Source organism: Streptomyces sp. NPDC005794 (genome assembly GCF_042871445.1).
Taxonomy (GTDB): domain Bacteria; phylum Actinomycetota; class Actinomycetes; order Streptomycetales; family Streptomycetaceae; genus Streptomyces.
Genome location: NZ_JBIAIN010000012.1, coordinates 228130 through 246973, shown reverse-complemented (window position 1 = coordinate 246973; position 18844 = coordinate 228130). Strand labels below are relative to the sequence as shown.

Below are 18844 nucleotides of genomic sequence, written 5' to 3'. Positions count from 1 at the left end.
CTGCCTCGTCCTGCCGCAAGCAGCCTCGCCCACAACTCGCGAAGGAAACTGATGGACTTCAGTGCTGTTCCCCTACCGCCCGGCGATTTCACCATCGGAAAGACGTTCAGCTTCGAGGCTGGTCACCGGCTTCCCGGGCTGCCGGACGAGCACAAGTGCTCGCGCCAGCACGGACACAGCTATGAGGTCGAGGTCATCCTCACCGCCTCTGCGCTGGAGGAGCCCGGATTCGTCACGGATTTCGGGGCGCTCGCTCCGTTCAAACGGTTTTTGGACGTCGAACTCGACCATCACAACCTGCACGAGATTCTTCCCTTCGAACCGACCTCGGAGCGCCTGGCCCAGTTCCTGACCGGCTGGTTCATCCAGAACCTTCAACCCACCGTCCCCGGCCGCCTGGTCGCCGTCCTGGTCCGCGAGACCCAGAGCAGCTGGGCCCGCTTCGATGTGGAGGGACAGTGACCGCATCCGAAACGATCACCGACGAACCGACGGCTGACGCAGGCGAATCCCGCCTGATCATCGCGGAGTGCTTCGGCGTCGAGGTTCCAACCTTCCAGGGCGAGGGACCGAGCTGCGGACACCCGGCGCTGTTCATCCGCCTGTCCCGGTGCAACCTCACCTGCGTGAAATGCGACACGAAGTACACCTGGGACTGGTCTAGGTTCGACCCGCGCAAGGAGTCGACGAAGCGGTCCGTGGCGGACCTGGTGGCCTGGGCGCAGTCCTCGCCGGTCGGGCTTGTCGTGATCACCGGCGGCGAGCCGTTGATCCAGCAGGCGCGGCTGGTGCCTCTCGTGCGGGGGCTGACAGCAGCCGGCAAGCGGGTCGAGTTCGAGACGAACGGCACCATCGCGCCCGCTCCCGAGCTGATGGCCGACGGGATCCGGTTCAACGTCTCGCCCAAGCTCGCCAGCTTCGGCGTAGAGGAGACCAAGAGCATCGTCCCCGCCGCGCTGGAGTCGTTCGTGGCCTCCGGGCGGTCGGCGTTCAAGTTCGTCGCTTCCACGGTGGTTGACCTCGACCGGATCGCTGAACTGGCCGACGCCCACCGGCTCGCACCGGTGTGGGTAATGCCGGAGGGCACCACCCCCGAGGCGATCACCGCGACCACTCGGGTCCTCGCGGACGCGGTCGCGGCCCGGCACTGGCACTTCACCACCCGGCTACACGTGTTGGCCTTCGCGGACGCCCGAGGCCGCTGACCGCACGCGCCACCATGCCCATCCGTTCCCCAGTCCCCGGAAACGAGAGACGCCCATGACGACCTCTATCGCCAGCCCGGCTGTGGTGCCGCCCGCCGCCGCCCCCGGGCCCACTGCGGCCATCGACACCGGCCGGGTCGCCGGCCTGATCCACCAGCTCTTGGTCGAGCTGGGCGAGGACCCCGCCCGCGAGGGGCTGACCGGCACTCCGGACCGCGTAGCGGCCTGGTGGAACGCCTTCCTGTCCCCGGACGGCGCAGCAACGGCCACCTGCTTCACCGAGTCCCAGTTGGGCGGTCAGCTGGTCATCGTGGGCGGCATGAGCGTGTGGTCGCTCTGCGAGCACCACATGCTGCCCATGAACTTGCAGGTCACGGCCGGATACGTGCCGGACGGTGAGGTGGTGGGCCTGTCGAAGTTCGGCCGGATCGCCCAGCACTTCGCTGGCCGACTGCAGGTCCAGGAACGCTTCACCCGCCAGGTCGCCGAATACCTGGGCGGCGTGATCGGACACGAGGACGTCGCCGTCACCGTGCGCGGCGTGCACCTGTGCATGAGCATGCGTGGCGTACGGATGGAGGAGGCCCGCACCACCACTGTGCACTCGGGCGGGCGCTTCGGTACCGACCTCGTCCTTTCCCAACAGTTCCTCACCCTCACCACCGGCCTGTGGGGGGCGCGGTGATCGCCAACACCGGCATCGACTTTTCCGTCATCGCTCCGCCTGCCTACCTGGAGCACTTCGTCGCCCAGGAGCCCGCCCGCGTCCACCACGTCGCCGCCCAGCGCGTGCTGTCCGACGAGATCTACAGGGGCTTCTTCGCTCGCGAGGCCGAGCGTGGTGCCGAGATCATCGTCGACAACGGGCTCTTCGACCTCGGCTACGCCCTGCCGGCGGAAAGCCTTGTCGAAGCCGCGCTGGCGGTGTCAGCGAGGGAGATCATCCTGCCGGACGTCATGCGGGACGGGGCCGCGACCTTGAAGGCGAGCGAGAAGGCCGCGCGCGAGATCCGGGAGCTGTCCGGCAATGCATTCCGGCTGTGCGCGGTACTGCACGCTGGGGACGATGACGAATGGCTGCGCACCTACGACGCCTTCGTGACCAGCGACTGGGCCGGGGCCATCGCCCTGCCGGCCTCGCGTCGACCGGACCCCGACGAGCAGTTGTGCCGCACCCGCTGGTTGGCGACCGCCTACCTGCAGGACCACGGCTTGGTCGACGATCTGCTCGTCTACCGGCTCCTCGGTCTGGGCCGGACCGGGCACCTGGAGCTGATCGAGCAGCGCGAGCACGAGTGGATCTCCTCCGTGGACGGCGCGGCCCCGGTCATCCTCGGCGCAATGGGCGTCGCCCTGTTGCCCGAAGGGCCTTACGAGAAGCCGTCCACGCCCCGGATCGAGAAGCTCGGCCCGATCTCCGAGGACCGGTTCGGCCTCATTCGGAAGAACATCTCCGTCGTCCGCGCGGCGGCCGGCAGCACCGTGACGATCGCCGAGGAGCACCGATGAGCCCCTTACTGGCCGACCCCGCCCCCGGGCTACTGCGCGCCGCCCCGATCGAGCCAGCCGGGCACACCATGACCCACGCGAGGCTGCTGCGCTATCTGGAGATCAAGGTCCACCACCTCATCCAGGACCAGAACTGGGACAGCATCCGCGTCATCGGCGGCTACGACCGCACAGCGGTGGTCTCCCGGTACGAGAAGACCGGGAAGCTGTTCAACATCGAGCGGCCCACCGCGGAGGTCCACGGCCGTGACCTCGTCGTCAAGGCGTTCCCTGGAGCCGACTACGTCCAGCACTACGCCCTGATCATCGCCACGTACCTGGCCATGACCGGCCGCCCGGCCGACACCGTCACCTATCAGCCGCCCGATCAGGAGGAGTGCCGAACGGCGCTCAACGCGCTTGACCTGGAACTTGACGGCGACCTGGTGGTCGTCGGCTGGGGCCTTCAATACCTCGCTCCCGAGAACGGAGTCTGGACCCGGGGGCCCGGCTACGCGTGGCAACGCACCGAGGTCGCCGGCCGTCGTGTCGTCTACCTCGGGTTCCTCCACAGCATCTGGGGAGACGTGGCCGGACGGGTCGTCGCCCGGCTTGCCGAACTCGGCGCAGGCGATGTCGTCTACGTCGGCAAGGTCGGCTCGCTGACCCCGGGCGTCGAACCGAACACCTGGCTGGCGACCGGTAACACCAGCCTGGTACGCGGGGCGATGGTGAGCTGGGACGACTTCTTCGGCGACTACACCGCCGCCTGCGAAGGGGTGCGCAGCGGCCTGCACGTCTCCTCCCCGTCGATCCTGCTGGAGAACTGCGACTGGCTTCTCCAGCACACCGCCTCGTATGCCTTCGTCGACCCGGAGATCGGCCCCATGGGGGCGGCGGCGCGCCAGGCGGGGATCAGGTTCGGTTACCTCCACGTCATTTCCAACAACCTCGCCACCCACTTTGCCGCCGACCTGTCCAATGAGCGTCACAGCGACGTCCTGCGCCAGCGCGCCGTCCTAGTGGACCGCATCCGCACCATCATCACCGGCCGCCTGACCTCCAGCCCGACCCACACCCTGGGAGAATCCCGATGACGGCGAACGCGCCGACCACCCCCGCAGCCGGGAAGTTGATCACCTTCGTCGGCGGTGACGGGGCCGGCAAGTCCACCCTCGCTGCCCGCCTACACCAGGCCCTCAACGACGCCGGCCACACGGCAGTCCTCATCGGCAAGCACAGCACCGACGTCCCCCAGGACCCGGAGCTGTCCGCCTACCTCGACCGCCTCAACGAGCTGGTCTACCGGCGCGACGCCCGCGTTGCCCAGGCATGCGGCGACCACTACTGGCTGCTGGCCCTGGCCTCCTGGTACACCCTGCAGGACCGGCTCGTCATCCAGCCGGCCCTCGCCGCGGGCACCCACGTGATCCTCGACAACGCGCACCACAAGATCCTCGCCCGGTACGCCGCCAACCCCCAGGTCCCCGCCAGCCTGTGTGAGCAGGTCTTCGCGCATCTGACGAAGCCGGATCTGGTGTTCTTCCTGAACATCGGCGCCCACGAGGCGCTCGTCCGCAAGGGTTCGTTCACGTCCCTGGAGGCCGGCCACGCCGGCGGCGGTGACGAGGACTTCATCCGCTACCAGGACACCGTCCTGGACCAGATGCGCGGACAGGCGCAGCGAGGTACCTGGCTGACGCTGGACGTCGCCCCGTTGGACCGCGACCAGGTCTTCAAGGCCGCTGCCGCTGCCCTGGCCGACCGTCTGCACCTGACCGTCTGACCCGGCCCTCCCGCCCCGATCGACAAGGAACGCGCCATGGACCAGGCCCTGTCAGCCAGCGGAACATACGTCTGCCACGGCATCACCTGGGCGAGCGGAGACGCCCGTCTTCTGCTCGCCCCTGTGACCGGCGGGCCACTTGTCTACGCCCCGGTCATGGGCAGGCGCCTGGGTTACCAGGTGAGCAGTACCGGCCGGTGGTGCACCGGCCGGTACCGGTTCGCCGACCGCGTCCGCGTCGAGGCAGTCGCCTGCCCTGACCGGGCCCCGGCCGAGGCCGGCGGCCAGTGCGCGGCCTGCGCCGGCCGGGACGACTTCCGCTTCGCCCACCGATTCCACTCGGGCGGGCACGTTCCTGACACCCTGGCGGCCTACATGGCCCAGCCGCACTGGCTGTACCTGGCGACGTTCGCCAATGGCACCACCAAAATCGGCACCGCGGCCGAACCCCGTAAGCGCTCCCGCCTCGACGAACAGGGCGCGCTGATCGCCACCTACCTCGCACGGAATCCTGACGGCCGCGCCGTGCGATTCCTGGAGGATGCCCTCACCCGCCGCCTCGGCCTGGCGCAGACCGTGCGAGCCGCGGCCAAACTGACGGCCCTCGCTGAGCTGCGCGACCTCACCCCGGCCCGCACCGCCCACCAGCAGCACCTCGACCGCGCCACCGAGGCCCTGAGCGGCCTGAACGTCCCGGCCACACCGGAGCCGTGGACACCGCCCGGCGAAGGTGACCTGCTGCGGACGCCGGAGACCGGGCGCGCCTTGTACCCACACGACCCGCGCTCCGGTGAGCACGGGCTGACGGTGCTCTCCTGCCTCGGCTCCCAAGTCCTCGCCACCCTCGACGACGACGGTGAACAACTGCCCTACCTGCTCGACCTCGGCACCCTCAAGGGCCGGCGCATCGTCCTCGGCGCCCAATTCTCCTCACCGCCCGCCGCCGTACAGTCCGCGCTCTTTTGACCCTGCCCGAACGCCCGGCCTGCACTGCCGGGCCGCCCCGAGAAGCGAGGCCACAGCAACATGGCACCCCAGGACGCCATCCTCGGCTGGGACGAGGACAGCAATGCCGAGGCATACAACGCCTTCACCCGCGACCACTCCATGTACGACGCGACCAGCCGCGACCTCGCCCGCCGAGGCCAACTGGCCAACGCCAGCCTGGTGGTCGACCTGTGCGGCGGCGCCGGCGCGACCGCCCGCGCGATCCTCGACCTGATCCCCGCCCGCGCCCGGGTCGTCTCCACCGACAACGCCGCCGCGTTGCAGCGTGTCGGCCGCCGCACCCTGACCGACGCCCGCCTGACCTGGATCACCGCCCGAGCCGAACGGCTCGCCGACCACCTCCACACTGGCAGCGCCGATGCCGTGGTGTGCAACTCCGCAATCTGGAAAACCGATACCGCCGCAGTGTTCGCGGCCGTCGCGCACATCCTGCGCCCCGGCGGGCACTTCGTCTTCAACATCGGCGGCGGCTTCGCCGGCGTCCGGCACCCCGACGAACTGTCCGCCCGCATCGGGCCTTCCCTCAACGCCCTCATCCGCCAAGTCGCCGCTGAGGCCCACGGATACATCCCACCGCCTCGCGACGCCGACAGGCCACCGAAGCTGCCGCTGGAGACAGTCACCACGCAGCTGACCGCGGCGGGACTGACGGTCGTCGGCACAGAGGTCACCGCCCAGCACAGCACCATGGCCGAAAAGAAGGCGTGGCTGTCCATCCCCGTCTTCGCGCGGCCCGAGGGCGACTTCACCCACGCCCAGCGGATGCAGATTCTCGACACCGCCTACGCCATGACCACCCCCGATGCCGCGGCCGTGACGAGCTGGCTCGTCGTCGCCGCCCAACGGCCGGAGGCCGCCGCATGACCCCGGCAGCCCCGGCTCCCGGCGGCAGGATCCGCCTCTGTGACCACGCAAGCGTCGGGGTACTGATCTCCTCCCCGAGCGGCCTCCTGGTGTTCGAGCGGGCGACCCCTCCGGCCGGAATCGCCCCGGTCGCCGGCCACATCGACCAGCATGGCGGCCCCGAGCAGACGGCGCGCAACGAGGTCTCCGAAGAGGTCGGTCTCACCGTCACCCACCTGCACCTGCTGCTGGAGCAGTGGCGGCCCAACCAATGCCGCCGCACGCCCAGTGGCCCGGTCGGCCACCACTGGTGGATCTTCCAGGCCGAGGTTTCGGGATCGCTGTGCCCCTCGGCAAGGGAGGTCCGCACCCCCCGGTGGATCCACCCCGACCAGCTGCAGCTACAGGCGCAGCGGACCGCCGCGTACGCCAACGGGTGCCTGGGCCGTAAGGAGTTCGAGCGCGAACCCGGCCTGGAGCCGGTGTGGTGCCGCTTCCTGCACGACCTTGAGCTCGTCACTCTGCCCGCGGCCGACCTCGATCGGATTGAGGCCGTCCTGTGAACGGCGACCCAGGACATACCTCAGCGGGAGCCGACCGCCCGGCCAGCTGCCAGGCGGCGAGCGTGCGCACGGATCCGCTCGCGGTCCTCTGGGAAGACGCTGTCCCAGTCGCTGTCCAAACGGAGCCATGCCGCCGGCTGGTTCTGCTCCCCGGCGAGCGGTACGTCGCGTTCGGCGACCGCGGCATAGGACAGGCCCAGCGTCGGAGACCAGTCGGCCCGGTAGGAACGCACCGCCACAGCTACGGGCTCGGGCAGCAGCTCGCAGCGCAGGCCGGTTTCCTCCAGCAGCTCTCGTGCCGCCGCCGCACGCGGCGCCTCGCCCGGCTCAACCTTGCCGCCAGGCGGCACCCATCCACGCACGCGGTGCTTGACCAGCAGGACGTGCTCGAAAGCGGGGTCGGTGACCCACACCTCGGCCGCCAGCGGCTCCATCGGGTGCTGGCGGGCTTCGTCCAGCCAGGCCCGTGCACCGTCGAACTCCCATGCGGCGAGGCGGGCATCCACAACAGCCTCGTCCAAGATCATCTGACCGACTTCACCATGATTCACCCGTCCCACCCTAGGCCGACGAACTGGCCGGACGTCGCAGCGACGAGCAGGCAGCCATCCGGGGGTGTGCGGCCGACCCGGTGGCCCCTCCGGGCAGCAGGACGATCACCCGTGGCGCTCACTTCACACGAAGGAGTCCAGCATGCACGATGAGCAATACTTGGGCTGGGGGGCCTGGGTCGTCCTCGGCGGTGTCCACCTCCTCAACCGCACCGCGCCACGGCGCCCAGACGAGCCGATCGTGCTCGTACGAGTGCCACCGCAAGAGGTGTGCAGGCCGGCCACCACCGTGGTCGTCCGCTGGAACGCGCTGGGGCCGTGCTTAGCCGAAACGCTGCACCCCGGCGGCACCCGGCTCGGGACGGCCAGGATCGACGGCGGCGAACTGTTCCCTGACACCATCGCCGGCCCCGCCCTGCGCGGTCTGGTCGGCACCGAGGCTGCCCCCGGCCTGGTGCCGCTGTGCTACCTGGCTGAACACCCCAGCGGCGGCTATCACGCGTACGCGCAGATCCGCTTCCACCCCGAGGACGCCTGCTTCGTCCGCACTACCCGAGAACCAGTCGGCCACGGCCCGGTCGAGGAACTGCGCTGGCTCGAGCCCATGCTGACGGCGCACGCGGAGTCAGGCACGGCGCTCAACAACCACCTGCGTTACTTCCGCAAGCACTTCTCCGGCACCGAGCTGGAGTTCAAGTACACCCTCGACCCGGCACCGGACATCTGGGCCGCGTCCATGGAACTACTCAAGGCACTACGCGACGGCAAGCTGGAAGGCTGCCGTCCGGAGTACCGGGAAGAGTTCCAGATCCACCACACCGAGAACCATCTGTTCGACGTCACTGGCCCCGAGCCCGAGATCGGCTACGCCTCCTTCATCCCCACCGTCACCGCCGGGCACGTGCTCAAGCGGAAGTGGTTCGCCGAGGACGCCTTCGCCCGCCGCGAGGAACTCACCCCCGGCCTCGACATCACCCCCGACCGCTTCGAGGCGTTCCTGCGCGAAAACCTGGGCCTCCAGGTCCGGGCCATGCCGCCCTTCCAGCGCGTCCGCTACGACATCCAGTGCGAGTCGATGCGCACCGGACACGTCTACGGCATCTTCCTCGACCGCTGCGCCCTCCTGACGGCCCCCGAGGTGGTGCTCTCCCAGTGCGAGCTGGAGTATCTCCGCTCGCGCAGCATCCTCGACCACGACCAAGACGAGGTCCTCATCGAGATGAAGCGGATCGACATCTGGCTCTGCGATTACCTCGCCAGCCACGGCTGGGCAGCCGAGCACACCTTCTACTCGAAACGCAGCTTCCTTCGCGAGGCCATCGCCCTCCGCCCGGATCTCGCCACGCCATGACCGACCAGGCGGCCCCCGGCAATCCCCCGCAGGAGGTACCGCAACCCACATGAGTGATCGAACACAGCATCACAACCCGCCCCATCCGGCCACATAAGGAGAGGACCCACTATTCGAAAACAGGTTCCAGAATTCGCCCGCTTCCACCCGTTACGGCGACAGCAGACCCGCCGTTACCCGATCACCTGTCCGCATCCGCCCCGAGGAGCTCGCATGCATCCTGTACGCCGCTCTACGCTCGTTCATCCCGCGTTCGAAAACGCCGCTGCCTCCTCGGGTGTCAGCCTTCCCCTCGCCTCCGACCGCGCCGCCGGCGAACCGCTCAACCACGCCGCATGGCGCGAAGCGGAAGAAGAGACGGGGGTCTGCATCAGCGTCGAGCAACAGGAGTTCTGCGGCCTCATTGACCACCATGAATCCGCGGACGGCCCGGACCTGATAACCGCCACCTTCGCCGCCCAGTCGTGGGCGGGCGAGCCGCACAATGCCGAGCCGGACAAGCACGAGGGCTTGTTCTGGGTGTCGATGGAGAAGCCCCCGCCGGACTGCCACCCGTACACCACCTCCATCTTCCACATGATCACTCACGGCCCGTCCTCCCGGGCTCTGAACCGGCCGACGCAGGGAGGCAGCGAGTGAAGCGATTCTTCGGCAAGGTCCGCATGGCGGAGCCCCAGGTATCCGAAGCAGAACGCGAACTCTTCGGCGGGCCGTTGCGCTACGACATGGGCTGGTCCCAGCATGAGCACGCGGGCCTGGACTTGACCATGCGCTCCGCGCTGCGCCAGATGCCCAGACTCGTCGGCGCCGCCCTGCGGATGGCCTGGAGCGCGGATCGCCGCGCGCTCGTGGCAGTGGCAATCAGCGAACTCGGCCAAGGCATCGCCGCCGCGATCGGCCTGCTTGCCATCAACGCGGTCATGCACGCGCTGTTAGGGGGCGGAGACGCTGTCGAGCGGCTGCACGCCTTGCTGCCGGGACTGGTCGCAGCCGCAGGCGTCGCCGTCGTGAACTCCGCCCTGGCCGGCTGGTCGACCTCTCGGGCCGGCCGCCTGGAGCCAAAGGTCGAGCGAATCGCCACCACCCAGTACCTGGCCGCGGCCACCGCCGTCGAGCTCGAAGCCATCGACGACCCGGACTTTCGTCGTCTGATCGACATCGCACAGTACGGGCCCGCCTCCGCGCGCCGCATGATCGGCGCCTGTGTCTCCGCGCTGAACAGCAGTATCTCGCTGATCGCCACGGCCGGTGTGCTCACCGTCCTGCATCCGGCGCTGCTGCCCATGCTGCTGGTCATCGCCGCACCCCGCGGGTGGGGCGCCATGCGGGTGGCACAGGAACGCTACGTGTCGATGATGAGCTGGATCGAGCACCTGCGGGCCAGCCGCCTCATCGGCAACCTCCTCACCGAACGCACCGCCGCACAAGAAGTGCGCATCCACGCCGTCGGTCCCTTCCTCCTCGACCGGTACCGGCGCATGGCCGACAGCGCAGAGGCGGAGCAGGAACGTCTGGCCTCCAGCAAGGCCGTCACCGAATGGGTCGCCTCCGCACTGTCCGGGCTGGCGATGGCCGCCACCTACGGAACGATGATCTGGCTGATCATGGCCGGGCACATGAGCCTCGCCGTCGCCGGCACTGCCGTGATCGCGGTACGGACCGGGTCAGCGAGCCTGGGTGCCCTGGTGATGAACATCAACCAGCTGCACGAAGAGTCCCTCTACGTCCGGGACCACGGACAGTTCCTGGTCGAAGCTACCCAACGCGCCATCCCCCAGACCGGCAGTCCCGTCCCCTCCCAGGTCAAACAGGTCTCCCTTGAACACGTCACCTACCGGTACCCCGACCGCGACGCACCGGCCCTGGACGACGTGACGCTCACCTTCCCCATGGGGTCGGTCGTCGCCGTGGTAGGCGAGAACGGCTCCGGCAAAAGCACCTTGATGAAGATCCTGTCCGGTCTGCTCCTCCCTCACGCCGGGTCGGTGAGGTGGGGCGAGGTTGACGTCTCCGGGCTGAAGCGCTCCCAGGTCTTCGACCGCGTCTCGCTTCTCACACAGGACTTCCAGCGCTGGCCCGTAACCGCCGCGATGAACATCCGCATCGGCCGCCCCGGCCACGACGCCTCGACGCATGACCTGCAGACGTCCGTCGACTACGCCGGAGCCGGATCCGTCACCGCCAAACTCCCCAACGGCCTGGAAAGCATGCTCGGCCGCATGTTCCGCGGAGCCATCGAACTCTCCGGCGGCGAATGGCAGAAGGTGGGCCTAGCCCGCACCCACTGGCGCAGCTCGACATCGCACGAGGACAGCGTCCTCATCGTCGACGAGCCGACCTCCGCGCTCGACCCCCAAGCCGAGATCGCTGCCTTCGACCGCATCCGCCGCCTCGCCGCCCCGCACCGGGCCGTTGTCCTGGTCACCCACCGCATGTCCGGCGTCCGCCATGCCGACCACATCTACGTCCTCAACCAAGGGCGCCTCGCCGAGCACGGCACGCACGACGACCTCATCGCCGCACGTGGCCGATATGCCGCCATGTTCGACACACAAGCCGCCCAGTACGCCCCGGCCCCGAACGTCCCGAAGCCTGCTTCGCCCCGCGTCGCAGACAAGGCATGACCCGCCCCATCGAAAGGCAGAGCCATGTCCTCCTCTCTCCCCCCGTCACCACGAGTTGCCTCGCAGTCCGTCCTGTCAGCAGCGCAGTACGCCGCAACCCGTCACGCTGTGTGGCTCGGCGCCGCCGCGATCATCACCGACCAGGTCGGCCGCGTTCTGTTGGTCCACCCCACCTACCACGAGGACGACAGATGGCTGCTACCCGGAGGCGTCGTCGAACCCGGCGAGCATCCCTTGGACACCTGCCGGCGCGAGATCACCGAGGAACTGGGCCTGTCGAACCTGCCCCTGACAAGCGTGCTCGCCGTCCACTCCCTCTCGTCACACCACGCCGACCTCCGGCCCGGCATGTCCTGCCCCGGAGAGATCCGCTACGTCTTCGACGGAGGAACCCTCACCGCCGACCAGGCCGAGGCGATCTGCCTGCCGCGCGAGGAACTGTCTGAGTTCGCCTTCTTCGAAACCCGCGACGCGGTGCAGCGGCTGCGCTCCATGGACGGGCAGATCATGCTCGCCGCCTACCGTGCCCGGCTGGGGAATACCGCCACGGCGCACCTCGCCGACGGCCAGCACATTCTCGACGTCCCGGCGCTGGACCATCATGATGTCCACGTCCGCTACCGCCCCATGTGGGACAGCCCCCTCAACCGCGGCCCCATGCCCGAGCGGCTCCCCGTGCAGCAAGCCCGGGCTTGGTGCTTCGTTCCCGACGGCAGGGTCGTACTTGTGGCCGACCCCGGCCCGCAGGGCGCGCTGCCGATGCTGCCCGGCGGCACCGTGGAGAGCACCGACGCGACACCCGAGGACACTCTGCACCGCGAAGCCGCCGAGGAAGCCCAGCTCACCCTGACCGATCCGGTTCGGCTGGGCTGGGTGCTGGATGAGACCGGCGAGGTCTACGGCGGCGTGGGGCCCAACGCCCGGCTCCGCCTGGCCGCCCGGGTCACCGCCATCGGGCCGGCGGCCGTCGACCCCGCCACCGGCCGCCCCTTCGCCCGCCTGCTCGCCACCCCCGCCCAGGCCGCCGCCCTGCTGGGCTGGGGCCCGCCCGGAGCGCGGCAAGCGCAGCTCTCCGTGGACACGGCACGACAGCGGTGGGGCCTACCCGCCGCAGCCCTCGCCGCTATCGAGGAGATCCCTGCGGAGGGGATGCGGCTGAGCTGACCCGAACCCACCCTCATCTCCTCCCGCTCCACGCCCCTCTGAGGTAGCCCCCATGCCGTTGTCGCACGATCACATCCGCACCACCGTCGATGCCTACCTCGCACGCCACCCCCACGAGCGCGAGCAGCTCGGCGGCCTCCTCGACGCCCTCGACCGGACCGGCGACGACATCGCCAGCCGTTCGACCTTCACCGGACACGTCACCTGCAGCGCGATCGTCGTCGATCAGCTCGGCCGCGTCCTGCACGTGCTGCACCTGGCCAGCGGGAAGGTACTAACCCCCGGCGGACACACCGAGCCCACCGACGATTCTCTTGCAGCGGTGGCCCTGCGGGAGCTGCACGAGGAGACCGGGATCCCGCCCCGAGCCGTCACGGCGTGGCCCGGCTACGAGACCGTGCCGCTGGACATCGACATCCACGACATCGACGCCCACCCGGGCAAGGGCGAACCGGGGCGCCAGCACTTCGACCTCCGCTTCCTCTTCCGGCTGCACACCTCGACCGAGGTGCCGGTCGTGCTTCAGGAGGACGAAGTCGTCGGCATCGAGTGGCGCCCCGTGGACCGGGTGACCTCACCGGCCCTGCGCGAGAAGCTGCTCAAGCTCCCGCTCCAGGTCGAACCGGAGACGGCCAACGCCTCGGCCCTGATCCACAACGACCGCGGCAAGTACCTGCTGCACCTGCGCGACTACTTCCCCGGCCAGATTTGGGAGCCGGGCATGTGGTCCCTTCTGGGCGGCGGCCGAGAGCCCCAGGACGCCAGCCTGGAGCACACCGTCCGGCGCGAACTGGCTGAGGAAGCCGGCCTCGACCTCACCGACCTGACCCCGTTCGGCACCGAGTACGCCACCGACGACGCCGGCGCGACCGTGCCCATCGCCATCTACGCAGGCCGCTGGAACGGTGATCCGCGCGACCTCCATCTGACCGAAGGCGTAATGCTCGCCTGGTTCGCCCCCTCGGACCTCCACCGCCTGCGCATCGCGGACACCACCAGCGACCTCGTTCGGCGCCACGCCGCCCGCAATCCAGCGACGCACAGCGGACCCGAACCCGAGGAGAAACGTCTGGCATCGCCGGACGGCACGGTCCCCAACATCATCGGCGTCCACCTCTATCTGGAGCGGCCCGACGGGACGGTGCTGCTCGGACTGCGCCACCCCAACTCCGCGTTCGCGCCGTCCACCTGGCACGTCTTGGCTGGCCACTGCGAGCAGGAGAACGCCATCGCCTGCCTGATCAGGGAGGCCCAGGAGGAGGCCGGCCTGCACATCGAGCGCCAGGACGTCGAACTCGTCCACGTCGTCCACCACATCGGCAAGCCCAGGAACCCACCCCGCATGGGCCTGTTCTTCCGCGCCCGTACCTGGCGCGGGGAACCGAAGCTGCGCGAGCCGGACAAGTGCCTGCAGTGGAAATTCTGGGACCCGACTGCACTCCCCGATGACCTCGTCCCCTATACCCGACTGGCTATCGCGAAGATCCTGAGCGGTGAGCTGTACAGCGAAACGGGCTGGCCCGCATGACCGGCACCCCCACCAGCGCACCCAGTCGCGTGCTCGCTGCGACGGCGGCCGGGCGCCCGGACACCCGCCTCGTGGTGATCCGCGGGAACTCGGCGTCGGGCAAGTCGAGCGTGGCCCAGGGGCTGCGAGATCACTACGGCCGCGGTGTCGCGATCGTGGGCCAGGACGTGATCCGCCGGAACGTACTCAGGGAACACGACACCGCGCGCGGCGCCAACATCGCCCTGCTCGGCAGGATCGCACGCGCAGCCCTGAACGCCGGCTTCCACGTCGTGCTCGAAGGGATCCTGTACGCAGACCGCTACGGCCACATGATCACGTCGCTGGTACGGGACCACCGCGGCGTCTCAGCCTGCTACTACCTGGACGTGCCGCTGGAGTCGACGTTGGCACGGCATGCATCGAAGGCGGACGCCGCGTATCTGGAGCAAGTCACCGACAGCCACCTCACCTCGTGGTACCGGGAGCTGGATCTGCTGCCCGGCGGGCTGGAAGCCGTGATCCCGGCCGAGAGCACGCTGCAGGAAACCGTCGCCCGGATCGTGCGCGACACCGATCTGATCCCTGCCACCGCCCTGCCACCGCAGTGCAAGCCTTCACAGGGAGACTCCGTGAACCCTCTGGTGCTGATGTCCGATCCGCAGGTCGCCGCGATCCCGGTGCGCGAGTGCGGAGAACTGCTCGTCGACGTGCGCGACCACGACTTCCGCGTCGACCCCCGCAAGCAAGACCCCCTGGGCGCATTCGCCCACGTCCGTGAAGGCATCCTCACCCGGCTGAAGCACGCCCGCTCGCTCCTGCCCGCCGGCACCGACCTGCTGTTCATCGAGGGCTACCGACCACTGGCCCTCCAACAGATCTACTTCACCGCGTACCGCGATGAGCTGGCCGCCGCCCATCCCGACTGGACACCTGAGCAGCTGCACCAGGCCGCCAGCCGGTACGTGTCTCCGCCGGAGATCGCGCCGCACTCCGCGGGAGCAGCCGTGGACGTGACCCTCGTCGACCAGGACGGCCACGAACTCGACCTCGGCACCTGCGTCAACGCCTCCCCCGAGGAGAGCAACGGGGCCTGCTTCACGCACGCCTTGAACCTCAGCGACCAGGCGCGCCACCACCGGATGCTGCTGCTCAACGCCATGCAGGGCGCGGGCTTTACGAACTATGGAACCGAGTTTTGGCACTTCTCGGCAGCGGACCTGTACGACGCGCTGATGCGCCAGGAGCCGCACGCGCGCTACGGACCGATCGAACTGCCCTAGCACCCCGGCGGACTCGTTCGCTTCCCCGCCACCCACTCCGATCCGCAGACACAGGAGTGCGCGGCCACCGCTCCACGACCAGTCCGCACGACCGCGACGAACGAACAGCACCGAACGGAGGCACGTATGTCCGACGACACACAGCAGACGATCCGGGCCGTCCCGAGCCCGTCGGCCGGCAACATACCGCCCGAGCACCACAGGCACCTGCTCGGGCGGTACTACCGCCACGTGGAAGCCGGTCGTAAGACGATCGAAGTGAGAGTGGCCGCTCCGAACAAGCGCGACATCGGGGTCGGTGACACGGTCGTCTTCCACGACCGGGACACCGGGCGGGAACTCGACGTCATCGTGCAGCGGATTACCCCGTACTCCTCCTTCGAGGACCTGCTCCGCTCGGAGGACACCGCTCGCATCGACCCGGACGGGCCGCCCGGAGAGCTGCTCGCCAACCTCCGCGGCATCTACCCACCGGATGAGGAAGCCCTTGGCGTGCTCGCCCTTGCCTTCGATCACCGCCCCGCCCGGCCCGGCCGCCCCATGCCGATGACAGCCGAGGAGTACGCGCAGACCGTCCCCCACCACACGGTGTACGGCTGCCTGTACATCCGCGACGCGCACGACCGGCCCATCCAGCTCCGCTCGGTCTACGGCTCGAGACTCTGGCAGTTCCCGGGCGGCAACTTGGACGCCCCGGACGAGGAACCGCTGCAGACCGCTCAGCGCGAGCCGGTCGAGGAGACGGGCCTCGCACTCGGTCTGGACGCGCCGAGGCTACTTCTCACGCACTTCATGCACGCCGGTTCACGCCTGCCGTTGAACAAGATCGGGCTCATCTTCGACGGAGGTCGGCTGACCGCCGAGCAGCTCGGCCGGATCCGCCTCGACCCCGCCGAGCACGACATGTGGGCCGTCCACGACCTCGCGACCTGGCGGGAGCTGATGGCACCGCTCGCTTTCGCCCGTCTCGACGCCGTCGAACTCGCAAGGCGCGGTGACGGCCCCACCTTCCTGACCACTCACACCTGAACCTTCACCATCCCTATCAGGAGGCAACCGTGCCCGCCGAGGACACCAACACCCGGGCCTGGCAGATCTACGGCCAGCGGCAAATGGCCCGCGCCTACACACCGCCCGTCCCCAACCGGCTCGGCTGGACGCCCTGGGAAGGGATCGGACCGGGAGCGGAGGTCCTCGGCGATGTCGCAGGCCGCCGTGTCCTGGACATCGGCTCCGGGGCTGGACACCACGCCGTCCATCTCGCCCAGGCTCACGGAGCCCGCGTCACCGGCATCGAACTGTCCCCGACCCAGCACGAACGCGCAGTCTCCGCCCACGCGGACGTAGAGGGCGTGGAGTTCGTCCAGGCGGACGTGACCGAGTACCTGGCCGAAGTCGAGCCGTTCGACGCCGCGTACGCGATCGGGACGCTCTCCTTCATTGATCCGCACAGCTCGCTGCCGGCACTGCGCGACGGCCTGCACCCCGGCGCACCTCTGATCCTCTCCCTCCTCCACACCGACCTGCACGGCCGCGGTCCGTCCACGGAAGTGGCACCGCGCGAGCAGATGATCCTGCTGCGCGACGACCCGCCCCTGCCGACGCAAATGTGGGTCCTGGCACCGCAGCTGTGGGAGGACCTGCTCACCGAATACGGCTTCCGAGTCGAGGCCATCGAGCTGTTCCCGCACCCCGACGAGAGCGCCTCGGTCATCCAGCAGCTCATCCGCGCCCGGCGCCTTCCCAAGCGGCCCGCGCGAGTCTCCAGCCGACCCCGCAGCACCCGAGCGCCGGCCGCCCACGCGGCCGTCGGCGTCGGCGCGATCCTGCTCAGCGAACGGGGCATCCTGCTGGGCCGGCACAACCGCGGAACACTCGAACTGCCCGGCGGCAGCGTAGAGGCCGGGGAAACCTTCGAAGACGCGGTCATCCGCGAGCTCGCCGAGGAATGCGGTCTGGTCGCTCGGCGCGGCGACGTGAGACTCCTGGGCACGCTTGTCGACCACGTCGAAGGTGTCCTGCGGATCACCGTCGGCGCGCTCGTCCACGCCTGGCAAGGACAACCGGCTACGCAGCCGGAGGAGAGCGTCGGCGACTGGGCGTGGTATCCGCTCGACCAGCTCCCCGACGGCCTGTTCGTCTGCAGCGCCCAGATCCTCACCTCCTGGCGGCCCAGCCTGCCCATCGACCACCCGCCGGCGCACTTCACCACCTTCGCCCCAGCGGAGTAGTCGGTGCACTAGCACAACGGTCGACACCGATGATCTGCCGCGACACGAGGTAGGTGCCGCGCTCCTGTAGCAACACACACCACTCAAGATCAAGTTGGAGTCCTCCATGCCACATCTCTCCATGCGCCGGCCCATATCCTCGGACGGCGCCGTCGGCACCGGCCGATTGCATGATCTGGAGCAGACCGCCCTGCGCCACAAAGTCCCCGTCGAGGACGTGCTGCTGATCGCCGTCAACCTGTACGGGATCACTTCGGCCCAGGACCGTCACCGGGCCAGGGTCAACCTCCGCCTCGTGCGCCGCCCCGACGTTGCCTGGCAGATCATCGTTCCGCTGAACCAGCCGGCCAGCCCGTTCCGGCTCCGGGGTGACGAGCTGTCGCTGAACGGCGAGGTGGTCGCACACGTCGAGCGCATCGCTGCCGACGAGGCGGTCGGAGGGTACTTCCGAAACGAGGGGCGTGCCGCGACCCTCAATCCCAACGCCCGCAGCCGGTGCGTCGGGTGCGGCTGGTGCCCGAACACCCTGGAGGCCGCCGCCGACCCGAGGATGCAGGAGGACCAAGGGCTCGACGCTCTGCTGCGGGCCCTCGGCGAGCAGCACCCCCGCCGCAACCTGGCCGAGTTGGAGGAGGTCACCGTCTCCACCGGTTGCTTCGAGCGCGAGGGGGCCGCCGTCGCGCACTTGACCGCCTTACGCCCCGCTCTGCAGCGGGCCGGTGTCACGGCTCGGATCGGCTTCCTCACCTCCGTGCTGCGCACCGACGAGGCGTTCGAGACCATCGCATCGCAGGTCTCGCCGTTCGTGCTCAGGCTGACGACCGAGCACTTCACCCGGCGCATCGCCCTGATGAAAGCGACTAAAGCCGACCTTGGCCCCGAGCAGATGCCGCGCCTGCTGACGCGGGCGCGGAAGGCAGGGCTGGACACCTCGTACACGTACATCGTCGGCCTGGACCCGATGGAGGACCTCACGCGCGGGGTGAACGAGCTGGCGGGCGAGGTCACGGCGTTCCCGAACGTCCAGGTCTTCCAGGCACACACAGTGATCATGCAGGGGATGCGGACGCCGGGCGCGGAGAGCCTGGAGTACTACCTGCAGGCACGTACGGTGATCGAGCGGGCCATGGCGAAGACTGGGCTGCAGCCGGTGGGCTGGGAGTGCTACCGACCGCTGTGGTACTTCACCTACGCGGGAGAGGACCTCGTCGATGGGCCTCGCTGACCCGGCCATCGACCG

Annotated in this window: 19 protein-coding genes; 18 read left to right on the top strand and 1 reads right to left on the bottom strand. The window is 69.2% G+C overall.

The annotated features are described in order from the left end of the window. The first annotated feature begins 51 nt into the window (after nucleotides 1–51). The 9 genes from ACFYQ5_RS21190 to ACFYQ5_RS21150 are packed head-to-tail and all read left to right on the top strand — an operon-like array spanning nucleotide 52 to nucleotide 6893. Entirely contained in the window at nucleotides 52–462 is a 411-nt protein-coding gene (locus ACFYQ5_RS21190; RefSeq protein WP_389199417.1) for a 6-pyruvoyl tetrahydropterin synthase family protein, read from the top strand. After that, nucleotides 459–1205 carry a 7-carboxy-7-deazaguanine synthase QueE gene (locus ACFYQ5_RS21185; RefSeq protein ID WP_389199416.1) on the top strand — a complete coding sequence of 249 codons (747 nt, stop codon included), beginning with the start codon at nucleotides 459–461 and terminating at the stop codon, nucleotides 1203–1205. The genes ACFYQ5_RS21190 and ACFYQ5_RS21185 overlap by 4 nt, the downstream gene beginning before the upstream one ends. A 55-nt stretch (nucleotides 1206–1260) precedes the next feature. Then, nucleotides 1261–1890, top strand: coding sequence for a GTP cyclohydrolase I FolE (gene folE / locus ACFYQ5_RS21180; protein WP_366533137.1), 630 nt, complete (start codon nucleotides 1261–1263; stop codon nucleotides 1888–1890). Then, nucleotides 1887–2714, top strand: coding sequence for a hypothetical protein (locus ACFYQ5_RS21175; protein ID WP_389199414.1), 828 nt, complete (start codon nucleotides 1887–1889; stop codon nucleotides 2712–2714). Before folE ends, ACFYQ5_RS21175 begins: the two co-directional genes overlap by 4 nt. Beyond that, nucleotides 2711–3790, top strand: a complete 1080-nt coding sequence (locus ACFYQ5_RS21170; RefSeq protein WP_389199412.1) for a hypothetical protein — start codon at nucleotides 2711–2713, stop codon at nucleotides 3788–3790. Before ACFYQ5_RS21175 ends, ACFYQ5_RS21170 begins: the two co-directional genes overlap by 4 nt. Beyond that, nucleotides 3787–4479 (top strand): dTMP kinase, encoded by a 693-nt coding sequence (locus tag ACFYQ5_RS21165; RefSeq protein WP_389199411.1) that lies wholly within the window; start codon nucleotides 3787–3789, stop codon nucleotides 4477–4479. Before ACFYQ5_RS21170 ends, ACFYQ5_RS21165 begins: the two co-directional genes overlap by 4 nt. A 36-nt stretch (nucleotides 4480–4515) precedes the next feature. Continuing rightward, nucleotides 4516–5445, top strand: coding sequence for a DUF2797 domain-containing protein (locus tag ACFYQ5_RS21160; RefSeq protein WP_389199409.1), 930 nt, complete (start codon nucleotides 4516–4518; stop codon nucleotides 5443–5445). A 60-nt stretch (nucleotides 5446–5505) separates the two neighbouring features. After that, on the top strand, nucleotides 5506–6351 hold the full coding sequence (locus ACFYQ5_RS21155) for a class I SAM-dependent methyltransferase (protein WP_389199407.1): 846 nt from the start codon (nucleotides 5506–5508) through the stop codon (nucleotides 6349–6351). Next, complete coding sequence (locus tag ACFYQ5_RS21150; RefSeq protein ID WP_366533131.1) at nucleotides 6348–6893, top strand: NUDIX hydrolase; 546 nt, start codon at nucleotides 6348–6350, stop codon at nucleotides 6891–6893. The genes ACFYQ5_RS21155 and ACFYQ5_RS21150 overlap by 4 nt, the downstream gene beginning before the upstream one ends. A gap of 20 nt (nucleotides 6894–6913) precedes the next feature. Here ACFYQ5_RS21150 and ACFYQ5_RS21145 read toward each other — a convergent pair whose 3' ends face one another. Next, complete coding sequence (locus ACFYQ5_RS21145; RefSeq protein ID WP_389199406.1) at nucleotides 6914–7420, bottom strand: NUDIX domain-containing protein; 507 nt, start codon at nucleotides 7418–7420, stop codon at nucleotides 6914–6916. Nucleotides 7421–7586: 166 nt separating this feature from the next. On the opposite strand from ACFYQ5_RS21145, the gene ACFYQ5_RS21140 reads away from it, so the two are divergent. The 9 genes from ACFYQ5_RS21140 (at nucleotide 7587) to ACFYQ5_RS21100 (ending at nucleotide 18829) form a co-directional block, all read left to right on the top strand. Then, nucleotides 7587–8795, top strand: a complete 1209-nt coding sequence (locus tag ACFYQ5_RS21140) for a hypothetical protein (RefSeq protein WP_389199405.1) — start codon at nucleotides 7587–7589, stop codon at nucleotides 8793–8795. Nucleotides 8796–9008: 213 nt separating this feature from the next. Beyond that, nucleotides 9009–9434, top strand: a complete 426-nt coding sequence (locus ACFYQ5_RS21135) for an NUDIX domain-containing protein (RefSeq protein WP_389199404.1) — start codon at nucleotides 9009–9011, stop codon at nucleotides 9432–9434. Beyond that, the gene (locus ACFYQ5_RS21130; protein ID WP_389199402.1) at nucleotides 9431–11419 is read left to right on the top strand and encodes an ABC transporter ATP-binding protein; all 1989 of its coding nucleotides are present in this window, start codon (nucleotides 9431–9433) and stop codon (nucleotides 11417–11419) included. Before ACFYQ5_RS21135 ends, ACFYQ5_RS21130 begins: the two co-directional genes overlap by 4 nt. Nucleotides 11420–11443: 24 nt before the next feature. Then, complete coding sequence (locus tag ACFYQ5_RS21125; RefSeq protein WP_389199401.1) at nucleotides 11444–12583, top strand: NUDIX domain-containing protein; 1140 nt, start codon at nucleotides 11444–11446, stop codon at nucleotides 12581–12583. A gap of 52 nt (nucleotides 12584–12635) precedes the next feature. Further along, complete coding sequence (locus ACFYQ5_RS21120; RefSeq protein ID WP_389199399.1) at nucleotides 12636–14111, top strand: NUDIX domain-containing protein; 1476 nt, start codon at nucleotides 12636–12638, stop codon at nucleotides 14109–14111. Further along, nucleotides 14108–15373, top strand: coding sequence for a M15 family metallopeptidase (locus ACFYQ5_RS21115; RefSeq protein ID WP_389199397.1), 1266 nt, complete (start codon nucleotides 14108–14110; stop codon nucleotides 15371–15373). The genes ACFYQ5_RS21120 and ACFYQ5_RS21115 overlap by 4 nt, the downstream gene beginning before the upstream one ends. Before the next feature lie 126 nt (nucleotides 15374–15499). After that, entirely contained in the window at nucleotides 15500–16402 is a 903-nt protein-coding gene (locus ACFYQ5_RS21110; RefSeq protein ID WP_389199396.1) for an NUDIX domain-containing protein, read from the top strand. Nucleotides 16403–16431: 29 nt separating this feature from the next. Continuing rightward, nucleotides 16432–17604 carry an NUDIX domain-containing protein gene (locus ACFYQ5_RS21105; RefSeq protein WP_389199394.1) on the top strand — a complete coding sequence of 391 codons (1173 nt, stop codon included), beginning with the start codon at nucleotides 16432–16434 and terminating at the stop codon, nucleotides 17602–17604. A 106-nt stretch (nucleotides 17605–17710) separates the two neighbouring features. Beyond that, nucleotides 17711–18829: a hypothetical protein gene (locus tag ACFYQ5_RS21100; RefSeq protein WP_389199392.1), complete on the top strand. Its 1119-nt coding sequence runs from the start codon at nucleotides 17711–17713 to the stop codon at nucleotides 18827–18829. Nucleotides 18830–18844 lie beyond the last annotated feature (15 nt).